Origin of the sequence: Vibrio tubiashii ATCC 19109, from assembly GCF_000772105.1 — a bacterium.
In the GTDB taxonomy this organism is placed as follows: domain Bacteria; phylum Pseudomonadota; class Gammaproteobacteria; order Enterobacterales; family Vibrionaceae; genus Vibrio; species Vibrio tubiashii.
Genome location: NZ_CP009354.1, coordinates 1,013,328 through 1,034,212, shown reverse-complemented (window position 1 = coordinate 1,034,212; position 20,885 = coordinate 1,013,328). Strand labels below are relative to the sequence as shown.

Genomic DNA, 20,885 nt, shown 5'->3' with positions numbered 1-20,885 from the left:
TTAGATGGGGCTCAATTAGTAAAACTCAACCCCGACAATTATATTGGTCTCACGCTCTCTTTATCGAGCTGAGCAGCAAAGCGCTTCTCGATAAACTGAACATTCTGATCTTGCTCTAAGCTGGTGAAAGCTTGCTTTAAACGCCCTTGATAGAGCTTGTCTCGCAGCTCTAAAGGTGTTTCACCACTCTCTCCTACTTCGACGCTAAGATGACACTCTTCTCCGAGAACGCGATTGAGCTCACCAAGCAGTTCACTTTGAGCTTTGTCGGTATTCAGATGCGCCTGTGTCGCTCTTAGCGTCAATGAGATAGACGCGCCACTTTTCTCATAATATGAGTTTAGTGCAAGCTGCTCCGTTAGCTTCGCAGTTGTTAGCTGGCTAATCAGTTTCGCCCATTCATTTTTTTCTAAGCTCTCATCTACGAGCTTTTGCACCATCTCTGGTGTTTTCTCATGTTCTAACGCTTTTTTGAGTAACGTTGGCGTTAGCTCTATCGATTCTTTCTGAGTCTGAGGTAAGGTGGGTTTCCATTGATATGGTTCATCCTTAGCTGGCTCAGGTGCTGCATTGAAGTTGGGTTGTGACAATGGCGACACCTGCGCTGATCCACCGTGTTTTTTTGCTACACGGTCAAGAACAGACTCTGGTTTTGCAGATGTCGCATTAGCCTTTTTTGGCGTATTACCTTGCCCAGGGTTTAACCCTTTTCTTTGCGAACGTAACTGATGACGTAGACCACTCAAAGGCGAAGAAGTTCGTTCACTCGGCGGCGATGATGGCTGTCTTTGCGGTTGAGCTGCTGGCTGCCCCATATCTGGCTGAGGGGGAACAAACTGCTCACTTGGTGGCATGTATTGCTCAATCGGTGGCTCATCATATTGCGGTGGCTCATAGCTATAATCCGCAACAGGAGGCACTGCGTTCGCGCTTGGAGCAGGTTGAGAAGCCTGAGGTTGAGGAGTTGATGCCTTAGGTTGAGTACGTAGGGCTGGGTTGACCACAGGAACCGTGTTCACAGGTTTAGGTTCAACAGGAGCAGACGCTTCAACTTGAGTGCTAATGACATTCGCTTGCGGCTGGGAGACAGGTCTAAACGCCATCATACGCAAGATAACCATCTCTAGCCCCACTCTTTCAGAAGGAGATAGAGGGAGATCTTGTCGTCCCTTTAACGCAATTTGGTAATAAAGCTGAACATCTTGTGGGCTTAATGCACGCGCGAGCAGCTCAACTTTTTCCGCATCTGGCTGGTTTTGGTCTAATGTCGCAGGCAATGCCTGATACATAGCAAGCCTATGCAGTTGTGTCGCTAACTGTTGGAGCAACCCATCCCACTCAACGCCATTTTGTGCCAGAGTTGCAATACACTCCATCGCCGTTTGTGGCTGTTTAGAACTGATAGCTTCAAGCAAGTGTAATGCTTGGTCGGTATCTAAGGTTCCGAGCATATGTGCGACGCTGTCCGTCAGCACTTGACCATTCCCTAGGGCAATTGCTTGGTCAGACAAGCTTAGCGCATCACGCATACTGCCATCGGCCGCATGTGCAATCATACCTAAAGCTCTCGCTTCAGCATTAACGCTCTCGTGCTGAAGGATGTGATCAAGCTGCTCATGAATATTATCGACGCTGATTGGTTTCAGATGGAACTGAAGACAGCGAGATAAAATAGTCACGGGAAGTTTTTGTGGGTCTGTGGTTGCCAGTAAGAACTTCACATACTCAGGTGGCTCTTCCAACGTCTTCAATAAGGCGTTGAAACTATGACGCGAGAGCATGTGAACTTCATCGATCAGATAGACCTTGAATCGACCACGTGCAGGTTTGTACTGTACGTTGTCGAGAAGTTCACGAGTGTCTTCAACCTTAGTTCGAGATGCCGCATCGATCTCTAGTAAGTCAACAAAACGACCTTCATCGATCTCTTTACAGGTATCACATACTCCACAAGGTGATGCGGTAATGCCTGTTTCACAATTCAAACCTTTGGCGAACAAACGACCGATAGTGGTTTTACCCACACCACGCGTGCCGCTAAACAAATAGGCATGATGAAGACGATTTTGCGCTAACGCATTTTCTAGCGCGGTGAGAACATGGGCTTGACCAACCACTTCGTTGAATTTGGTTGGTCGCCACTTTCGCGCTAAGGCAAGATAACTCATGAAACGATACCTATATAACCTACCCGATTAGTGACCTTCAAATTCACAGATGCTGTAAACGTTAAGGCCAAGACCTTCAAGACGTTTATCACCACCAATCTCTGGAAGGTTGATAACGAAAGCAGCGTGCTCAACTTCACCACCAAGCTGGCGAATCAGCTTTGTAGTCGCTTCAATCGTACCGCCTGTAGCAAGTAAGTCATCAACAACAAGAACTTTGTCACCTTCACTGATCGCGTCAACGTGGATTTCAAGCGTGTCTGTGCCGTACTCTAGCTCATAAGACTGAGCAACGGTTGCACGCGGTAACTTACCCGGTTTACGTACTGGCACAAAACCAAGACCAAGCTCTAGAGCCAATGGTGCGCCAAACAGAAAGCCACGAGCTTCAGTACCAACAATTTTGGTAAAGCCCATATCTTTGTACTTATCAACTAACAGCTGAATCGTTGCCTGATAAGCCGCTGCGTCTTCCATTAGGCTTGTTACGTCACGAAATAGAATGCCTGGCTTAGGGTAATCTGGGATGCTTTTAATGCTTGATTTGATCTGTGAGATTGTTTCAGTAGTCATAATTCATTCTTAGATTGGCTAGTTGGCGCATTTTTCTAAACGCTTACCATTTGCTAGCGTAATTCTGAGCACAACCTAACCTCTGGAAATGACTAAAGTAACTGCCACGGTTCATTGTGCCTAAAAAACAAACGCCCACTTCAAAAGCGGGCACACTTCTTCACAATCTTAGTGATTTTCTTCTCTATCGGCAAGGTACTCAGTCACAGGCAGACGAATAAACCAACTGAGTAAAATGATGAGCATCAATACAAGAGCAATCTTTAACCAGAAGTGCGGTACGACCCAAATTGAAAAGGCAAAACTGATGAGTATGCATATCACACCACGCTTTTTGACCTTAGCGGTCACCGCGCCATTTTGATGCCAATTAGTGAGAATAGGACCAAATGTTTTGTGCTGATGCAACCAGCGATGAAATTTGGGACTGCTGCGCATAAAGCAAGCGCTAGCGAGAAGAATAAACGGAGTGGTCGGTAGGAGAGGTAAGAAAATACCTATAAAGCCCAGAATTAGGCTGAGCACACCAACAAAATTAAGAAAGAGTCTGCGAATTAAGATGGTATGCTCCGAACGCTATTTAGAAGCCTGCATATCCATTAAGCACGCGAATCCAAGTCAAGGTTGCTGGTAGCGTCGGGATAAGCAGTACTGCTATGAATCCAAGAAAGTAGTAAATATTATAAGGTTCTTTAAAATCTTTGTCTGCCATGAGCTTGCTTCTCTAATTATAGGTGTTGACTTTACTCCCATGAGATTAATCAAATGTTAATAACTTGGGTTGTTTTTGTTTTATGGCGGACTATACCCTAATCGTTAGTCGACAAACACCGACTAACAAAAGGGTTATTTGAAATGTGTCTGTTGAGCCTTATACCCACCATCGGGGTGAGTCATGCTCAGCTATTGATTCTAGCTATTGTGGCTAGGCGTTGCTGCCACGATAAATATCTAAGCTAAAACTGCTTGAGCCCAAACGACTTAGCGTTAATTGGCAAGCTGACTGAATGGGCAAGTCAGTGGTAATAAAGTTTTTAACGCAATTTTCTCCTAGCATAACCCCTGCCGGAATATGCTGAGAAAAATACCCGTTAGCCCACTGAGCATCTAATCCTGCAGGGAGAAGTGATAACGTCCCCTCTGATAAATCAGCGATACCAAATATGGCTTTAACAGGTGTACTGCAATCGGAGCACTTAATCCCCTTCTCAAGCAAGCTTGCGATGTCTTTAAGATCGGCATTAAAGCACTTGAGGTTACGAAGGTAATCATGGAAAAGCGCGCGAACCAACAAGGTGGTGGCCGCTCCATGCTGCCCTTCACTGTCAGAATCAACGAGATAAAAAGCAAACTGCCCGTTAATGAGCCATGCGTAATCAAAGACAAGTGGCATCACATCCGTTGACTGGAGCAAGCGATAGCTGCATTTCCAATCGCCTTGAGAAGTATCTTTGTCTGGTAACAGAGCATGTAGCAAATCTTTAGCCGCGCTTGGATTCTCGTCAAGGTACTCTAAATGCCAATGCAATTCTTGCTCTTCTGGCATATCACCGCTATCGACTCTGAACCATTGACTGGAAAAATCACGTTGATCGCTTAAATGGTTATCCGAGTCATCAAGGGTGTTTTCGATGGCGCACGCTAGGTGCTCATGATTGCTAATCGGTTTAGGTAAAAAATCTTTAATCCCAAACCTCAGTGCTTTCGCCACATCTGAAATTTCATCAGTGGCAGAAACAACGATTAGCGGTAATGAGGGGTACTCGAGGCTCACCTCTTCAACGAACTCGATACCATCCAAAATGGGCATCGACAGATCACACAGAATCAAATCCGGTTCATTTGAACGCAGTTTTTGCAACCCATCGAGTCCATTCTCCGCCTCTACAACCTTGTAGCCTTGGGATTCTAGAAAGCCGAGTGTGATGCGGCGGAAGATCGGATCGTCATCCACCAGCATGATCACCTTTTGCCCAGCGGCGACAGGCACAGCCGCACTGGTTCCAACTTCAACTGTTTTATGCATAAATCTTTGCCTCACACAAACTAATGTTACTGCTCTTTATTGTTATTGTTGTATTTAGTTCTACACACTCCTTAAAAAGTAGTCTCGAACTGCGATTTATACAAATCTTCCACTTTGAAGCCTTGTTGCATACTATATGTATGGAATAACAAATATCGATAAACTTGTTGATGTGACTCAAACTTTGACGTTTGATATACATATAAATTAACTAAATTCGTAAAAATGTGTGTCTGATACAATGAAATTAGATGATCTAAACCTATTTAGACTGGTAGTCGAAAACGGGAGTTATACCGCAACTTCTCGTAAAACGATGATTCCTGTAGCGACAATAACGCGACGTATTCAGGCTCTAGAAGATTCTTTGAACCTACGCCTTCTCAATCGCCATGCTCGTAAACTTTCCCTTACAGAAGCAGGTGAACGTTTTTACAATGAATGTTCTCCTCTGCTTAGCCGCTTAGCGTCAGCCGCAGAGGAGTTAACCGATGAGTGCCGAGGGGCTGCGGGTAAAATTCGTATTACCGCGCCTTCAAACCTGACTAAGCGCATGATGATGCCTATGTACAATGCCTTTATGGCTAAGTACCCTGACATCAATATTGAGCTAACGACCAGCAACCACGCCGATCAGTTGGACCCAACTGAGTGGGATGTCATTTTTCGAGTTGGTCCGCAGCGTGACTCTAGTCTAATCGCGCGCAAAATCAGCTCAGTGGCTGATATTCTGGTCGCTAGCCCTGAATATCTGAAATTAAATCCAGAACCTAAGCACGCAGAAGATCTGCATCACCACTCTTTGCTTAAAGGATCGCCACTACTTAAATGGCAGCTGTCGAACAATAGCGGTGAAACGGTTATCAATAATGATAAAGGCCGCTTCCAAGCCAACACCTTAGACGTAGTAAGAAGTTCATGCTCTTCAGGTTTAGGCATCACTCTTATGCCTGATGTCATGCTGAGGGAGTACATTGAGGATGGTAGCTTAGTACGCGTGCTTGAAGACTGGAGTGCTAACCCACGCGATATCTATATGCTCTATAACCATAAAGATCATCTACCAGAAAAAGTCCGTTTGTTTATTGATTTTGTTATTGCTTACAATCTTCACTAGGGTCTGTTGACCTAATCAAGCGCCAAAAGTAAAAAAGCTTGGTAATCACCAAGCTTTTTTTAATTCTTACAGATACTCGACGAACTTACTCAAATCCCGCTCTGGTACTTTCATTGGTGTGCAACCTGGCGTACCAAGATAAAGGAAACCAACAATTTCATCGTCACCTTCGAGATTAAACGCTTGGTGCACTTCTTGGTGGAACATCCACTTGCCCGAACGCCAGAATCCCTGAAAACCTTGAGCAACCGCTGTCATCTGCATAGCTTGAACGGCGCAACCTGCTGAAAGGTATTGTTCTAGCGCCGGCACTTTCTCATGTTCGGTCACTTTAGCAATAACAGTAATCACCATTGGGGCACGAAACGGCGCATTTTTCACCTTGTCCACAACGGCTTGTTCACTGTCCTCAGCTTGTGCAGCTTTGACTAGAATGTCAGACAATTTGTTGAGCCCCTCACCTTGCGCAATAACAAAGCGCCAAGGAGTCAAACCTGCATGATCTGGCGCTCTTAGTCCTGCGCGAATAATGTTTTCCAGCGCTTTTCCTTCTGGAGCAGGCTCAGACAACTTTGCGATTGAGCGACGGTTCAACAATAAATCTAGAGCATCCATGAGACTTCCTTTTTAGTTTCTTGTTTTTCTTGATAATAACGCCCATAAACGAAAAAGGCGAACCCATTGGTTCGCCTTAGTAGAGCTTTGGTTTTAGCCGTAGAACTTAGCGCCAATGCCTGCTCGCGTGAGTAAACCATCACATGGAGCGAATCGATCGCCATATTTCTGCGCATGCTCGTTCATGATTTCCACCAATTTTTCGATTCCAATTTGATCCATATAACGGAATGGACCTCCTAGGAATGGAGGGAAACCGATACCGAAAATAGCACCAATATCACCGTCTCTTGGGCTGCGAATGATGCCTTCGTCTAAACAGCGAACCGCTTCATTGAGCATTGGTAGTACACAACGCATAGCGATGTCTTTCTCAGCAAGCTTAGATTCTGGGCTCAAGCTCAGTAACTTATATACTGACTTGTCGACTTCTTTCTTTTTGCCTTTGTAGGTATAGAAACCTTTACCGCTCTTACGTCCTTTACGGTCATCATTGAGCAGTTTGTCAAACACATCTGGCCCTTGGAAACGTTCACCGAGCTCAGCGACTAAAATAGGCATAATTTTGGCTCCAATATCAACGCCTACTTCATCCAGTAGAGTGATTGGCCCAACAGGGAAACCAAAGTTAAGCAGCGCAGTATCAAGCTGCTCGATTGGCTCTCCAGTCAACAGAACTTGCGCCGCTTCATTCATGTAGGGCGCTAAGATTCTGTTTACGTAGAAACCCGCACAATCTTTAACCACAATCGGCGTTTTGCCTTGCTTGCGCGCAAATTCCACTACCGTTGAAATCGTTTCATCCGAAGTGCCTTGATGAGGAATGACCTCTACTAATGGCATTTTCTCTACCGGACTGAAATAGTGTAGACCGACGACGTTTTCCGGGCGCTCCGCTTTCTCAGCAATCTGATGAATTGGCAAAGACGAAGTATTAGTCGCGAAAATGGTGCTATCTTTGGCGTTACTCTCGATATCTGCCACCATTTGTTGCTTAAGGTTGAGATCTTCGAATACCGCTTCAATAACAATATCGGTGTGGTTAAAGCGAGTAAAATCTGTCCCACCAGAAAGCTGCAACATTTTACTTTGCAGTTGCGCTTTAGAGAGGATGTGACGTTTTCTTTGCTTCTCAAACAGTTTGTAATTGTATTTGAGCGCGTTAAGTACACCGTCATTAGACACATCTTTGATTCGAACAGGCACTTTTGCTTTAGCCACACTGACATGACTAATCCCTGCGCCCATAAGGCCACCGCCTAGAACCGCTGCTCTTGCAATAGGTTTAGGTTGAGCATCACCGCCGTGCTCTTTTTTCATCTCTGTGGTTGCAAAGAAGATCGAACGTAGCGCTTTTGACTCAGAGGTCATCACTAGCTCACCAAAACGCTCAGCTTCTTTCTTCTGACCTTTTTCAAAGCCCTTTTCGAGACCAAAGCGAATCACTTGCAAAATAGCGTCAGCTGCTGGGTAGTTTCCACGAGTTTTATCATTTGTCTTTTTAGCGGCTTGCTCAAAAATCACTTTGCGGCCTAAGCCAGTATTTGAGATTAGCTTCTCTTTGGTTGAGACCTTACGTTTCGCTTTTTTCTTACCCGCATGTTTTTCGACAAAGCTTTTCGCAACATCAAGCAGAACCGTGTGAGGAACGACCGCATCTGCCACACCCAGTTTTTTCGCTTTCTTTGCTCGAAGCTGTTTGCCAGTAAGAATCATATCTAATGATGGCAACAAACCAATCAAACGAGGCAGTCGCTGAGTACCGCCCGAGCCAGGCAATAGGCCGAGCTGTACTTCTGGCAAACCTAAACGGGTTTTTTCTGAATCACTACACACACGGTAATCACAAGCCAATGCGAGCTCTAGTCCACCTCCTAAACAAGGACCGTGAATAGCAGCCACCACCGGATAAGGCAAATCTGAAAGCTGCTGGAACATTTGCTGACCTTTTTCTGCCAATGCTTGCGCTTCCTTAGCACTAGTACAAGCATCAAGCATACGTACGTCGGCACCCGCAATGAAGTTATCTGGTTTCAATGAATGAACCACCAAACCTTTAATTGCCGCACCTTTCTCCGCAAGTTGAGCGAAGATCGCTTCCATTTCTTCAGCAAAAGCGGCTTGAAGGGTATTCATCTTCTCGCCAGGAACATCAATAGAGAGCCAAGCGATATCTTGATCATCAATGGATAAGTTAAATGCAGTTTTGTCGCTCATTACTCTACCTCCAGTACCATAGCTGCGCCTAAACCGCCTGCGGCACAGGCTGTATTCAATGCTAAACCACCACCTCTTCGTTGCAGTTCACGCAACGTTTGAGTGATCATGCGCGCGCCTGTCGCAGCGAATGGGTGACCGTACGCAATCGAGCCACCTAACACATTGAATTTATCCATATCAATTTCGCCAATCGCTTTGGAGCGACCCAGCTTCTCTTGGGCAAATTTATCGCTTGCGAACATCTTAACGTTTGAAAGCGCCTGCGCAGCAAAGGCTTCATGCATATCGATTAACGTCAGATCTGAGAGCTCGATACCCGCGCGTTCGAGCGCCATCGGCGTTGCGTAAGAAGGCCCCATAAGCATGTCCTTCTCTACACCAATTGCAGAGAAAGCATAAGAGCGGATGTAACCCATGATATCTAATCCTAGCTCCTTCGCTTTGCCTTCGCGCATCAACATGATTGCCGCAGCACCATCGGTAAGAGGCGTACTGTTGGCCGCGGTTACACTGCCGTACTGGCGGTCAAATGCAGGACGAAGTTTTGCGTAACCCTCAATCGTCGAATCTTCACGAATATTGTTATCTTTAGCGATCCACTTCTTATAAGGTTCAGGGAATGCCGTCATCACTTCCCCTTCTATCTTGCCATCATTCCAAGCTTGAGCTGCAAGCGTATGAGAACGGTGAGCAAGTTCATCTTGTGCCTGACGAGTAATGCCATGCGATTTCGCCATTTGCTCCGCCGTTTGACCCATTGATAAGCCAGTAGAATACTCAGCGACTGCAGGCGGTACTGGCATCAAATCTTTCAATGACAGAGTTTTAAGAATATTAAGCTTTTGACTGAGCGTCTTGGTTTTACTCAGAGCTAGCAGGTTTGCCGCTAGTTTCTTCGAAACACCAATTGGCAGAACAGAAGAGGAGTCCGCGCCACCAGCAATACCCACATCAATGGTTCCCGCCATAATGCTTTCGGCAACGTTTACGGCTGATTGGAAGCTCGTCGCACAAGCACGAGTCACGCTGTAGGCATCGGTATTAATGTCCATCCCCGTTCCAAGCACGATCTCACGTGCAATGTTTGGTGCTTCAGGCATTTGTACAACCTGACCAAACACAACCTGCTCAATGAGTTTTGGATCGATTTCAGTGCGAGCAAGCATATCACTCACGACCATTTTTCCGAGGTCTACCGCCGGGACTTGACTAAATTCTGTACTTTGACGTGCAAACGGTGTTCGCAATCCTGCGACAATCGCTACACGTTCTCCTGAGCGAGTTTTCACTTCCTGCTTGCCCATTGTTGCTCCTTAATAAATAGAGGTCTGACCAGAATCATTGTAACGAGAATGTTAATTCAATCAAACGGTCGTTTGAATAAACGTGACTTACGACAGATTACGCTGCTTATCAGCCAATGGCGATAAATAACACTGGACTAAGAGATAACTTGATAAAATAGGTGTAACTTATAGGTAGAATGGTTGTCGTAGAGATTGCTGGCAAAAAAAAACCACACAAGACTGTGTGGTTGGAATATATAAAGCAATTAACTTACGCCAATTGAAATAATCAGTTTCCTGATTAGGAGAAAGTAAAGTCAGCCTTCAAAAGGAAGTGTCATCTTGCTCAACTTGTCAGTGTAAACACCGACTAGATGACAGGTGTTACTATAACCTTTCGAGTGTGCCAGATTTTGAAATAGATCAATTTTAAGTGGAAAACTAGCTAACAGATGCTGTTATATTTCACTTCACCTATTCACAACATCAATTACTGCGCTTTTATTGCGGCGTCTAATCAAGCAATAACTTTAGCTTGCTAAGTAATGAATATGTACCACTGCCCTGCTAGTCGCAGTGACAACAACAATAAAATCACAGAGCAACGAGGGAGGCTCCTGTGTCAATCATCAACTTTTTTGGAAAGAAAAAGTCCAATGATCCGGTCAACTCGGATATGGACAGACAAAGAAAATACGAAGCGCTCGTCAGGGCCTATCACAGAGACTTATACAGGTACGCCTATTGGTTGTGTAAAGATCCAACCATCGCAGAAGACCTAGTACAAGAAACTTGCCTGCGTGCATGGAAATCTCTAGATAGCTTGCAAGACGAAAAAGCGGCTAAATCTTGGCTTATCACCATATTAAGACGAGAAAATGCGCGCCGTTTTGAGCGCAAACAATTTGATCTGGTAGATATCGACGACCATGGCAACGATGCTAAGGTTTCAGACGATCCTCACCATCAAACTCAATGGGTTCAAGCTCAGATAATGAAGCTTGAGGAGGATTATCGCGAGCCACTGTTCCTCCAAGTTGTGGGGGGATTCAGCGGTGAAGAAATCGGCGAGATACTCGGTCTTAATAAGAATACGGTAATGACTCGGCTGTTTAGGGCGAGGAACCAGTTAAAAGAGATGTTAGATTCAGAGAATACACATAGGGGGCAGCAAAATGGATGAATTAGAATTTCGCCGACGCATCATGTCCGATCCTAAACACAGAGATAGTGAGATATGTGCGGCAATAAAAGAAAGTGAGCAAAACGCACAGTTCGCTGATGAAGTCCTCGATCTCGACAAACAGATTGCAAAAGCTATGGCAGTCGACGTACCTGAAGATCTGGCTGATAAGATTTTGTTTAATCAGACGTCTGTCACCAGAGATAACGTTGTGCGACCAAACTTTGCTCGCAAGGCGATGGCAATGGCAGCTTCGGTAGCCTTTGTGGCAGGTTTGCTGGTTGGCCAGCTAAATTGGAGTAATCTGGTTGTCTCTCCAGCGCAAGCGAGCTTAGCAACGACGGCGCTTCAGCATGTCGTTGATGAGAAGCCATTTATCCAAAATCTTGATGAGCAGGTCAAATCATCACAAATCAACGCCAAGATGATGCCTTTTGACCACCAACTATCTGAAACCTTTCCGTACCATGTGTATTACTTAAACCACTGCGGCTTCGGTAAATCCAATGCGCTACATATGGTATTCAGAGGGGAAAAAGGCAAAGTCACATTGTTCTTAACCGGGATTCCATCTAACCAAACGGTCGACTTTAATGAAGACGGTATGGCTGGGGTTGTGGAACCAATGGGAGATACCAGCATGATCATCGTCGGTGACGAAGGTGAAGATGTGGCTAAGATCGCTGAAAGCATATCTAAAATCATCAAACCGATGATTTAACAAAATCGCAACAATTTGTGACCCACGTCATGGCTTGAGCAATCTGTTTGAGCCATTTTTTTAGCATAAAATTAGAGTCAAGACTCTAAAAAGACGTTTTTTGCAGCATTTTCCTGCCAGATAACCATCATTTCCATAATTTTATCACCCTGATCGGCAATGGTCGGATTTCTATATCTTATACTTGAGTCTAGTATCAGCCACCACTGAGCTTTTGCTCAAATTTTATCGTCCACTTAGAGACGAACAAAAAGGAAAAAGCAAAAATGAACAAGACGCGTCTGTTTAAAAAATCACTATTAGCAGTGACAATCGCAACTACTACTTTAGCTTCGCAGCAAGCTCTCGCTGCCGGTTTCCAACTTAACTCTCAATCTGCAACAGGCCTAGGCCGTGCATTTGCAGGTGATGCTGTTATCGCAGATAACGCTTCAGTTATGTCACGTAACGCTGCAGCAATGTCGCTATTTGACCGTACTGAAATTTCTGTTGGTTTTAACGTTATTGACTCAAAAGTTGAGATCAAAGACGCTACTTACACTTCACCACTACCAGGTAGTACTCCAACTTCACTAGACAACACAACAAATGACGCAACATCTGTTGTTCCAAACCTATACATTGTTCATCCAGTAAATGAGCAGTTTGCTGTTGGCCTAGGTATTTACTCTAACTTTGGTACTACCAACGAGTTTGATAGTAACTGGGGCAAAGGCACTGGCACTGTTATCACAGGTGGCGCAGAACCAGTTGTGGTGCCTGGTGCGGACGGATTTGGTGGTGTTACTAACGTAACCACTACAAACATTGCCTTACTTGGTTCGTATCGTATCAACGAGCAATGGAGTGTAGGTGGCGGCCTTGATATCATCTATGGTGAAGGTGAGCTGAAGCGCCAGTCAGAAATGAATGTGCTCGCGGGTACAACACCGACAGGAACTACAAGTACTCAACAACTAATGGATATTGATGCATCAGGTTGGGCAGTTGGCTTCAACCTAGGCACTGTGTTTGAATTGGATGAAAATAACCGTTTCGGTTTAAGCTACCACTACAGCCCAGAAAAAGAAGTAAGTGGTACTGTGACTTACAATACCCAGTCAAATATTGGTGATCTAAAGATCCCACTGCCTGATATGTTTGAGTTCTCTGGTTACCACCGCATTGAAGATACTAAATTTGCAGTACACTACAGCGTGCAGTGGATCGGTTGGAGTGCATTTGACCGCCTAGCAACAACTAATGGTACTGAGATCAAAGAGTACAAATGGAAAGACACTTTCCACTACTCAATCGGTGGTACTTACTACGTCAATGAAAACTGGGAAGCGCGCGTAGGCTACATGTTTGATGAAGGCGTACAAGATGAGCTAACTTCGGTATCTGTACCTGATTCAGATCGTCAATGGTTCTCTGCGGGTGCAACATACCACATCAACAAAGACCAAGCACTTGACTTAGGCTTCACTTACCTAGTAGGTAAAGACAAGCAAGTTAATGATACGATTAGCACTGTTAAGCTCGATACTACAACCAAAGCAACAGCGATGCTATTTGGTGTTCAATACACGCACAAATTCTAAGCTAAGCTTACAATACAAACCCAAAGGTCAGCATTCGCTGGCCTTTTTCTTTTGGTACATCACTTTAAATCTGCGTTTCTTCAATTCGTTTGGCTTTGCTATTCCCCAAGTTTTAGCTTACACGCGTACTCTATAATCGGTATTGGCGCTACAAATGTTCGCTGAAAAATCAAAACATTAAGTTAACATCCAGTATTAATATCTATAAATACCCACAATATCTATATAAAACTCCAAAAAGCATCGGTACAGTGTTTTTAATTTTTAAAGTAATAGCTCTAACTCTATGATCGCTCGACACAAATACAATCAGTTCAGCGAACATTACAATGAAAACGAATAAGACTCTTCTATCACTTGCTGTTGCATGTGGCCTAGTGGCTACCTCTTCAAGCGTAAACGCAGCAGGCTTTCAGCTAGCAGAATACTCAGCAACAGGTCTAGGCCGTGCTTACGCTGGTGAAGCTGCGATGGCAGACAACGCAAGTGCACAGTGGCGCAACCCTGCCATGCTGACTTACCTAGAAGGTACGCAAATCTCTACTGGTGCGATTTATGTAAACCCGAACATCGATGTTAATGGCCAAGTATCTCATCAGGCACTAGGAAGTACCTCAGCTTCGGCGAACGATTTTGCTAACGATGCAATCATTCCAAACCTATACATTTCTCATCGCTACTCAGACAAACTGGCTGTTGGTTTCGCTTTAGGAACTAACTACGGTATGGAAACCAATTTAGGCACTGATTTCGCGGCCTCTCATTTTGGTAACGAAGCCAGCATTACTACAATGGAAGCGAACCTAAACCTAGCTTACAAACTGAATGACGACGTGAGTGTGGGTGGTGGCGTTCGCTATGTTATGGGTGAAGGTAGCTTCGGTGCAACTGCTCCAAGTAAGAATGCTCTAAACCTTTCAAAAGGTACAACACTAAAATATATGGAAGGTGACGATACCTCTTGGGGTTGGCAAGTCGGCACGGCTTGGCAGATCAATGATGCTCACCGCCTAGGTTTTGCTTATAAATCAGAAGTGATGATGGACTTCGAAGGCTACGCGAAGGGTCTGACTTTCGGAAACCACAAGCCGGGTAAGCTAGCAATCGCTCTTCCTGCGACTGCCGAGATTGCAAGTTTTCACCAACTGTCTGAGCAACTTGCCATTCATGCAAGTATTAACTGGACAGACTGGAGCTCTTTTAAAGAACTCAATGCTCAGTTTAACGATGGTAGCTCTGACCTAATTAAATCTGAAAACTGGGAAGACAACTACCGCTTTGCTTTGGGTACCACCTATCAGCTAGATTCGAAGCTAGCGCTACGTTCTGGCATTGCTTACGATATGTCAGCTGTATCAGATAAAAACCGTACTGCTACCATTCCAGAAACTGATCGTACATGGCTGAGTTTAGGTGCAACTTACCAAGCGACTAAGGCTCTTACGTTTGATGCAGGCTTTACATACATCATCGCTAAAGATGCACCGATTAACGAACCTCGCGATGCGTCTGACCAAACAGCTGCTGCAATTGGTGGCGCATTCAATGGCGAAGTTTCAGGTGATGTATGGCTAATCGGTCTACAAGCGAACTACACTTTCTAATCAAAAGAATACTATAGAAAGCAAAAAGGCTTGGTTTAACCCAAGCCTTTCTTCTAACAATCTATCGACGATTAAAACTCTTCTAAATACTCGTCCAAGTATTCTTCTTCTTCATGATTGTAATCATCTTTCTCTATCTCCGCATTGTAGTCTTGACGCTGAAGATAAGCATCACGAGCCACTGCATACGGGTCAGGAGAATTGTCGAGTAGAGCTTCTTGATTGACTAAAGCGGCGCGAGTTTCCATCCCCTCCAATGCCCACTTACCTAAACCTGCCCAGAAGTTAAGGAAAGAGAGTGGTACATACATCTTATCAACGGTATCAGTCGCCTCTCGTACTGTCCAAGGTCCATAACCTGGTACCATCACGTAAGGACCATTGCCAACGCCATAGTGCCCGATTGCATCACTAAATGATTTCTCATTGTGATCAGTAATGCCTGCCTCAGAGGCAATATCGATTAACCCCCCAACACCGATAGTGGAGTTGATCCAAAAGCGATTGAAGTGATCGAGCGCCTTTTCGCCATTACCCATAATCAGATTGTTGACCATGCTCGATGGCTCATCGAGGTTACCTAAAAAATTGCTGATACCGGTTCGAATTGGCGAAGGCACATAATTTACGTAAGCCAGAGAAACTGGCCTAACTAAGTATGGATCCAGATAGTCATAGTTGAATGTCCACATAGAGCGGTTAAAACTCTCCATAGGGTCATAAACATCGGTTTCGCTGAATGCAGATTCGTCTTCGGGCGCTGACGCACACCCGGCCAACCCAAGGGATAGCAACAATATCCATATCTGCGGCTTTATTTTTCTCATTATTATCAATCCATAAAAAAGGCCGGTAATGTTACCGGCCTTCGTCAACTCATAATCAATAACTATTAATATTGACTATCAATCATAACTTCAACTGGTTCGCCCATTCTAACGGCTTCGCTCTCACCAAACCAGTCCCCTTGTTTGGTTGCAACGTTACCATCACTGTCTATACGTACGCGTACCATCAAAGATTCAAGAGAAGAGAGCTTTCTATCTTCTATCATGCTATTGCCATCATCTAAGACAACGGTACGTGGGAAAGTTCCAAGCGGGTATCTCGCTGCTGCTACTGGCATTGGTGAACCATCTGCAGTATGTACCGAAACAATCAGAGAAGCGTTAGGATCGGCCTTAACCGCATCACCTAGTGTGATGCTTACAGATACAGATTTACCTGTACCGACTTGCTGACCCATTTGTTTCTGCGCGTTCTCGATACTTCTAGATAGCATTTCGTAACGGCTATCTTTCGGGCCAATCATTTGCTGCATAACACTCCAGTAACGGACCGCTGCAGGATAATCTTTTCGCTCATACGCATCAAATGCCAAAAGTGAGAATACTCGCAAATCAACATAATCTTGCTGTACTAGCTGACCTAGTAAACGGCGAGCCTTATCTTGATCGGTATCGTCTTGCGATAGCATTAGCGCTTGAGCATAGCCCAACATCACATCAGGATTGTCCGACTCAAGGTTGTATGCCTTCTTCATCGCACCCACTGCTGTGGCGACATCGCGGTTAGCCAATGCAATACGACCTAGTAATAGCCAGCCAGTTGAATCATCTGGTTGATAGTGAAGACGTGTACGTAGCGCTAGAGTAAGATCCTGCATTTCATCATCACTAAGAGCCGTCCCATCTGGTGACATTAGCTTTTTAGATAACGCAGGTAAGTTAGCACTAACTTCTTGCCACTGCTGCACATCTTCAGACGCGCCAAACTTGAAGTACAAGCCATAAGATAGACCAATGACCAGTAGTGTTGAAGGAACAAGCACAGCCATTGCAGAGATGCTGCTCTCTTGCTTTTGCTTCTCTTGGCTTGGAATATCGTCAAGCAACGACTGTTTAAGATCTTCGATTAACTCTTGTTGGTCTTCAACTAAGCCTTCATCTGTCTCTTCTTCTAGCTCTTCTAAGCGGTCTTTGTAAAACGCTTTATTGAGTTCGTCACGAAGCTGCTCATCGTTGTTTGATTTCTTCTTGATAAAAGGTAGTGCAATCAGCAAAACGCTCACCGCAACTAGAATGACAGAAGCTATCCAAAATAGTGTCATTACTGCTTATCTCCATCATTCTTTTCATCAAGCAACGCTTTTAGGCGTGCTTCTTTTTCTGAATCCCACTGCTGTTCGTCGTCTTCTGTAACGTCTACTTTGCGTTTTCGACTACGAACTAGGATAAATCCAAACCCAAACAGCACGACAGCAATCGGACCAAGCCATAAGATAGACGTCGCAATCGTGAATGGCGGATTGTAGGTAACGAAGTTGCCGTAGCGAGCAATCATATAATCAATGATCTCTTGCTTTGATTTACCCTCTTTGGTCATTTCATAGACTTTTTCACGCAAATCGACCGCAAGTTCAGCGTTGGAATCAGCAATGGTGTTGTTCTGACACTTAGGGCAGCGCAGTGTATCGCCGAGCTCTTTAAACTGAAGCTCTTGCTCTAAAGAATCGAACTCGTGAATTTCAATCGCTGCTTGCGCTGACATTGCAAAGCTTAAGCTAGCCACTAGCGCAATCATCCATTTCTTCATGATTTCGCCTCCGCTAGCATCGCTTCGTACATCGGCTTAAGCGTTTCATTCCAGTTGCGATCATTAACATCACCGACGTGACGGTAACGAATAATTCCGTTGGCATCGATAAGGAAGGTCTCTGGCGCGCCATAAACACCCAAGTCTAGGCCTAGCATACCATTGCCATCGAACAAACTAATCAGGTAAGGGTTACCGAGATCAGTCAACCAACCAACGGCTTTATCGCGCTGATCTTTGTAGTTCAGGCCGATGATTTTGACGCCTTGGTCTGCCAGTTCATTTAGGTATTGGTGCTCGGCATAACAGGTCGGACACCAAGTCGCCCACACATTAAGCAATAGCGGCTCACCTTTAAAGATCGCTTGGTCGTAAAGCTTACCCGGTTCGGCTAAATCTTCTAAACGAAACTCAGGCACCTCTTTACCCACTAAAACTGACTCAAGTTTCGTTGGATCGTCACCATGTTGGTTTTTCACTAGCTGGGTCGCAAAGACTGCGACCAAGCCCAAAAATGCCACTAAGGGGATAAATAAAAACTTCTTATTCATTATGCCTCCTGCTTTTTAGCACTTTTTCTAAAGCGGTAGCGCTTGTCACTGATTGCGATTGCACCACCGAGTGCCATCAACAATGACCCAGCCCAAATCCAGCGAACAAACGGTTTGTGGTAAATACGCACCGCCCATGATTTGTTGTCATCAAGGCGCTCACCCATTGCAATGTACAAGTCACGAGTGACACCACGATCAATGGCCGCTTCCGTCATCATAGAACGCGCTGTGGTGTAAAAACGTTTCTCTGCATGCAGGGTGTTGACGTATTTACCATCTCGCGTGATCTTAAAGTCCGCGATGTAACCATCATAGTTTGGACCATCTTTGTCACGAAGACCTTCAAAATGGAAATCGTAGCCTTGAATCTGGATATGTTCACCTGGCGCTAAACGAACATCACGCTCAATACTGTAGTTTTGCACCATCGCAATGCCAATAACACTCACCGCTAAACCTAGATGGCCTAACATCATTGCCCAGTGACTGCGTTGTAGCTTTTTAACACCTTCCATAAATGGATGGCGGTGGGTCGCGCGCTCGTACAATTCAAAAGCGTGTAAGCAGATAATCCACAGAGACATTACCCAACCTAGGTAAGCCATAAATAGGAAGTGTTCAGAGAAGATAGTCACAAACACACCCGCCAATACCAGTGAGATAACACCTGAAATTAGCATTGGCTTCTTAAGCGCTGATAGGTTGTCACGCTTCCAACGGATAAGCGGACCGATACCCAATAGGAATGCAAATGGGATCATCAACCACGCAAATAGCATGTCAAAGAATGGCGCACCGATGGATACGGAGCCTAAACCAATCTGCTTGTGTACAAGAGGTAGAAGTGTACCAACTAGCACTACCACAAGCGCAGCAATCAATAGAACGTTGTTAGCCAACAACGCGTTTTCACGTGACACTAGGTCAAAATTACCACGTACTCTTACCGATGCACCTTTTAGTGCGAATAGAAGTAATGAGCCGCCAATAACAAAGACTAGGAAGCCAAGGATAAACATGCCTCGCGATGGATCGGAAGCAAACGCGTGTACCGATACTAAAATACCTGAACGTACCAAGAAGGTGCCTAACAAACTCAGCGAGAACGCGGAGATAGCCAATAGTACTGTCCACGCTTTAAATGTACCGCGTTTTTCGGTAACCGCTAAAGAGTGCATCAAGGCGGTACCCGCAAGCCAAGGCATAAATGAGGCGTTTTCTACTGGATCCCAGAACCACCAGCCACCCCAGCCAAGCTCGTAATACGCCCACCAAGAGCCAAGCGCGATACCTAAAGTTAGGAATAGCCAAGCGGCCGTTGTCCAAGGACGAGACCAGCGTGCCCATGCAGTATCCAAACGACCTGTCATCAGAGAAGCAATTGCAAATGAGAAAGCGACCGAGAAGCCAACATAACCCATATAGAGCATTGGCGGGTGAATGATTAAGCCCGGGTCTTGGAGCAATGGGTTTAGATCGCGACCATCAACCGGGAAGAACGGTAAAGTACGCAGGAATGGGTTCGACGTAAGGATGATAAACAGTAGGAAACCTACTGTGATCATGCCCATAACGGCAAGTACACGTGCAACCGATTCTTGTGGCATACCACGACTGAACGTCGCAACCGCGACCGTCCATGCAGCTTGGATCAATACCCAAAGTAACAATGAGCCTTCATGCGCGCCCCAAACCGCGGTTAGACGGTAATACCACGGCAACTGGCTATTAGAGTTGCTCGCAACATAGTTAAGCGTAAAGTCGTTGGTATAGAAAGCCCATAGCAAGATTGCAAATGAAACGGCAAGTAGCAAGAACATGCCCCAAGACAAAGGTCTGGCGCTGTTCATAAGTAAAGTGTTGTTTTTAGAAGCACCAACCAAAGGCAGAATACTTAGCAATACTGCTAATGCCAGTGAGATGATCAGTGCAAAGTGACCAATTTCAGCAATCATTGACCGCTTCCTTGTTTTTGTTGTTCTGAGTATTGCAATGGTTCATGGGTTTTCTTCATTGCTTCTGCGATTTCTGGCGGCATGTACTCTTCATCGTGCTTAGCCAATACTTCAAAAGCTTCAACTGTAGTCGCATCTTTTAACACGCCCTGAGCAACAATACCCTGCCCTTCACGGAACAAATCTGGAAGAATGCCGTCGTAAACAATCGTTACTGTTGGACCGACATCATGCAAGTCGAACGACACACGTAGAGACTCAGAGTCACGCTTAACAGAGCCAACCACAACCATACCACCAATGCGAAGGCGCTGACCGACCTCAGGTTTAGTCCCATCAGGTTTACCATTCACAAGCTCTGTCGGAGTATAGAAAAGGTCCATATTCTGGTTCAATGCATATAGCATCAAACCAATCGTGGCACTGATACCGATAAAGATCGCAAGAACAATGCCGAGCCTCTTTTTACGTCTTGGGTTCATAATGTGTTCTCCAAATTTTTCGCCGCATCAATTCGAGCTTGTCTGTCTATTTTCGCTTGTACCTCGCCGAGGAGAGATTGACCTCTTCTCACACTCAATACTAACAAGACAATCATCACACCGAACGTGACACCAAATGCTGTCCAGACATAACCGGCATAGCCGCCCATGGCAAAGAAATCACTCAAAGATTCAAAATGCAT

The 20,885-nt window shown here is 45.1% G+C and carries 19 protein-coding genes; 5 read left to right on the top strand and 14 right to left on the bottom strand.

What is annotated here, in order from left to right; all coding sequences use genetic code 11:
• Positions 1–38 precede the first annotated feature (38 nt).
• The 4 genes from dnaX to IX91_RS04735 form a co-directional block, all read right to left on the bottom strand.
• A complete protein-coding gene (dnaX, locus tag IX91_RS04755) occupies positions 39–2,168 on the bottom strand; it encodes a DNA polymerase III subunit gamma/tau (protein ID WP_004748328.1) in 2,130 nt (709 codons plus the stop codon).
• A 27-nt stretch (positions 2,169–2,195) separates the two neighbouring features.
• Positions 2,196–2,741 carry an adenine phosphoribosyltransferase gene (gene apt / locus IX91_RS04750; RefSeq protein WP_004748330.1) on the bottom strand — a complete coding sequence of 182 codons (546 nt, stop codon included), beginning with the start codon at positions 2,739–2,741 and terminating at the stop codon, positions 2,196–2,198.
• Between the two features lie 168 nt (positions 2,742–2,909).
• Entirely contained in the window at positions 2,910–3,302 is a 393-nt protein-coding gene (locus IX91_RS04745; protein WP_038197396.1) for a YbaN family protein, read from the bottom strand.
• A 364-nt stretch (positions 3,303–3,666) separates the two neighbouring features.
• Positions 3,667–4,767: a response regulator gene (locus IX91_RS04735; RefSeq protein WP_004748334.1), complete on the bottom strand. Its 1,101-nt coding sequence runs from the start codon at positions 4,765–4,767 to the stop codon at positions 3,667–3,669.
• A 241-nt stretch (positions 4,768–5,008) separates the two neighbouring features.
• Between IX91_RS04735 and IX91_RS04730 the strand changes: the two genes are divergently transcribed.
• Positions 5,009–5,884, top strand: a complete 876-nt coding sequence (locus IX91_RS04730; protein WP_004748335.1) for a LysR family transcriptional regulator — start codon at positions 5,009–5,011, stop codon at positions 5,882–5,884.
• A 66-nt stretch (positions 5,885–5,950) separates the two neighbouring features.
• Here IX91_RS04730 and IX91_RS04725 read toward each other — a convergent pair whose 3' ends face one another.
• The 3 genes from IX91_RS04725 to fadI form a co-directional block, all read right to left on the bottom strand.
• Positions 5,951–6,499, bottom strand: a complete 549-nt coding sequence (locus tag IX91_RS04725) for an NAD(P)H nitroreductase (RefSeq protein ID WP_004748336.1) — start codon at positions 6,497–6,499, stop codon at positions 5,951–5,953.
• 93 nt (positions 6,500–6,592) lie between these two features.
• Positions 6,593–8,716 carry a fatty acid oxidation complex subunit alpha FadJ gene (fadJ, locus tag IX91_RS04720; RefSeq protein WP_004748337.1) on the bottom strand — a complete coding sequence of 708 codons (2,124 nt, stop codon included), beginning with the start codon at positions 8,714–8,716 and terminating at the stop codon, positions 6,593–6,595.
• A complete protein-coding gene (fadI, locus tag IX91_RS04715) occupies positions 8,716–10,023 on the bottom strand; it encodes an acetyl-CoA C-acyltransferase FadI (RefSeq protein ID WP_004748339.1) in 1,308 nt (435 codons plus the stop codon). Before fadI ends, fadJ begins: the two co-directional genes overlap by 1 nt.
• Before the next feature lie 658 nt (positions 10,024–10,681).
• On the opposite strand from fadI, the gene IX91_RS04710 reads away from it, so the two are divergent.
• The 4 genes from IX91_RS04710 (at position 10,682) to IX91_RS04695 (ending at position 15,096) form a co-directional block, all read left to right on the top strand.
• Positions 10,682–11,188, top strand: a complete 507-nt coding sequence (locus tag IX91_RS04710) for a sigma-70 family RNA polymerase sigma factor (protein WP_253649379.1) — start codon at positions 10,682–10,684, stop codon at positions 11,186–11,188.
• Entirely contained in the window at positions 11,181–11,909 is a 729-nt protein-coding gene (locus IX91_RS04705; protein ID WP_004748657.1) for a DUF3379 domain-containing protein, read from the top strand. Before IX91_RS04710 ends, IX91_RS04705 begins: the two co-directional genes overlap by 8 nt.
• A 266-nt stretch (positions 11,910–12,175) precedes the next feature.
• Entirely contained in the window at positions 12,176–13,492 is a 1,317-nt protein-coding gene (locus IX91_RS04700) for an outer membrane protein transport protein (RefSeq protein WP_004748656.1), read from the top strand.
• 329 nt (positions 13,493–13,821) lie between these two features.
• The gene (locus IX91_RS04695) at positions 13,822–15,096 is read left to right on the top strand and encodes an outer membrane protein transport protein (protein ID WP_004748655.1); all 1,275 of its coding nucleotides are present in this window, start codon (positions 13,822–13,824) and stop codon (positions 15,094–15,096) included.
• A 71-nt stretch (positions 15,097–15,167) separates the two neighbouring features.
• Here the strand turns inward: IX91_RS04695 and IX91_RS04690 are convergent, their stop codons facing one another.
• The 7 genes from IX91_RS04690 to ccmD form a co-directional block, all read right to left on the bottom strand.
• Entirely contained in the window at positions 15,168–15,923 is a 756-nt protein-coding gene (locus IX91_RS04690; RefSeq protein ID WP_004748654.1) for an MlaA family lipoprotein, read from the bottom strand.
• Between the two features lie 65 nt (positions 15,924–15,988).
• Positions 15,989–17,206 carry a c-type cytochrome biogenesis protein CcmI gene (gene ccmI / locus IX91_RS04685; protein ID WP_004748653.1) on the bottom strand — a complete coding sequence of 406 codons (1,218 nt, stop codon included), beginning with the start codon at positions 17,204–17,206 and terminating at the stop codon, positions 15,989–15,991.
• Positions 17,206–17,691: a cytochrome c-type biogenesis protein gene (locus tag IX91_RS04680; protein WP_004748652.1), complete on the bottom strand. Its 486-nt coding sequence runs from the start codon at positions 17,689–17,691 to the stop codon at positions 17,206–17,208. The genes ccmI and IX91_RS04680 overlap by 1 nt, the downstream gene beginning before the upstream one ends.
• Entirely contained in the window at positions 17,688–18,242 is a 555-nt protein-coding gene (locus tag IX91_RS04675; RefSeq protein WP_004748651.1) for a DsbE family thiol:disulfide interchange protein, read from the bottom strand. The genes IX91_RS04680 and IX91_RS04675 overlap by 4 nt, the downstream gene beginning before the upstream one ends.
• Positions 18,242–20,200: a heme lyase CcmF/NrfE family subunit gene (locus IX91_RS04670; RefSeq protein ID WP_004748650.1), complete on the bottom strand. Its 1,959-nt coding sequence runs from the start codon at positions 20,198–20,200 to the stop codon at positions 18,242–18,244. The genes IX91_RS04675 and IX91_RS04670 overlap by 1 nt, the downstream gene beginning before the upstream one ends.
• Complete coding sequence (ccmE, locus tag IX91_RS04665; protein ID WP_004748649.1) at positions 20,197–20,682, bottom strand: cytochrome c maturation protein CcmE; 486 nt, start codon at positions 20,680–20,682, stop codon at positions 20,197–20,199. The genes IX91_RS04670 and ccmE overlap by 4 nt, the downstream gene beginning before the upstream one ends.
• The gene (ccmD, locus tag IX91_RS04660) at positions 20,679–20,885 is read right to left on the bottom strand and encodes a heme exporter protein CcmD (protein WP_004748648.1); all 207 of its coding nucleotides are present in this window, start codon (positions 20,883–20,885) and stop codon (positions 20,679–20,681) included. Before ccmD ends, ccmE begins: the two co-directional genes overlap by 4 nt.

Excerpts from the sequence above, each read along its gene's own strand:
- dnaX (WP_004748328.1), bottom strand. The coding sequence starts at position 2,168 with ATGAGTTATCTTGCCTTAGCGCGAAAGTGGCGACCAACCAAATTCAAC.
- apt (WP_004748330.1), bottom strand. The coding sequence starts at position 2,741 with ATGACTACTGAAACAATCTCACAGATCAAATCAAGCATTAAAAGCATC.
- IX91_RS04735 (WP_004748334.1), bottom strand. The coding sequence starts at position 4,767 with ATGCATAAAACAGTTGAAGTTGGAACCAGTGCGGCTGTGCCTGTCGCC.
- IX91_RS04730 (WP_004748335.1), top strand. The coding sequence starts at position 5,009 with ATGAAATTAGATGATCTAAACCTATTTAGACTGGTAGTCGAAAACGGG.
- IX91_RS04725 (WP_004748336.1), bottom strand. The coding sequence starts at position 6,499 with ATGGATGCTCTAGATTTATTGTTGAACCGTCGCTCAATCGCAAAGTTG.
- fadJ (WP_004748337.1), bottom strand. The coding sequence starts at position 8,716 with ATGAGCGACAAAACTGCATTTAACTTATCCATTGATGATCAAGATATC.
- fadI (WP_004748339.1), bottom strand. The coding sequence starts at position 10,023 with ATGGGCAAGCAGGAAGTGAAAACTCGCTCAGGAGAACGTGTAGCGATT.
- IX91_RS04710 (WP_253649379.1), top strand. The coding sequence starts at position 10,682 with ATGGACAGACAAAGAAAATACGAAGCGCTCGTCAGGGCCTATCACAGA.
- IX91_RS04705 (WP_004748657.1), top strand. The coding sequence starts at position 11,181 with ATGGATGAATTAGAATTTCGCCGACGCATCATGTCCGATCCTAAACAC.
- IX91_RS04700 (WP_004748656.1), top strand. The coding sequence starts at position 12,176 with ATGAACAAGACGCGTCTGTTTAAAAAATCACTATTAGCAGTGACAATC.
- IX91_RS04695 (WP_004748655.1), top strand. The coding sequence starts at position 13,822 with ATGAAAACGAATAAGACTCTTCTATCACTTGCTGTTGCATGTGGCCTA.
- IX91_RS04690 (WP_004748654.1), bottom strand. The coding sequence starts at position 15,923 with ATGAGAAAAATAAAGCCGCAGATATGGATATTGTTGCTATCCCTTGGG.
- ccmI (WP_004748653.1), bottom strand. The coding sequence starts at position 17,206 with ATGACACTATTTTGGATAGCTTCTGTCATTCTAGTTGCGGTGAGCGTT.
- IX91_RS04680 (WP_004748652.1), bottom strand. The coding sequence starts at position 17,691 with ATGAAGAAATGGATGATTGCGCTAGTGGCTAGCTTAAGCTTTGCAATG.
- IX91_RS04675 (WP_004748651.1), bottom strand. The coding sequence starts at position 18,242 with ATGAATAAGAAGTTTTTATTTATCCCCTTAGTGGCATTTTTGGGCTTG.
- IX91_RS04670 (WP_004748650.1), bottom strand. The coding sequence starts at position 20,200 with ATGATTGCTGAAATTGGTCACTTTGCACTGATCATCTCACTGGCATTA.
- ccmE (WP_004748649.1), bottom strand. The coding sequence starts at position 20,682 with ATGAACCCAAGACGTAAAAAGAGGCTCGGCATTGTTCTTGCGATCTTT.
- ccmD (WP_004748648.1), bottom strand. The coding sequence starts at position 20,885 with ATGCATTTTGAATCTTTGAGTGATTTCTTTGCCATGGGCGGCTATGCC.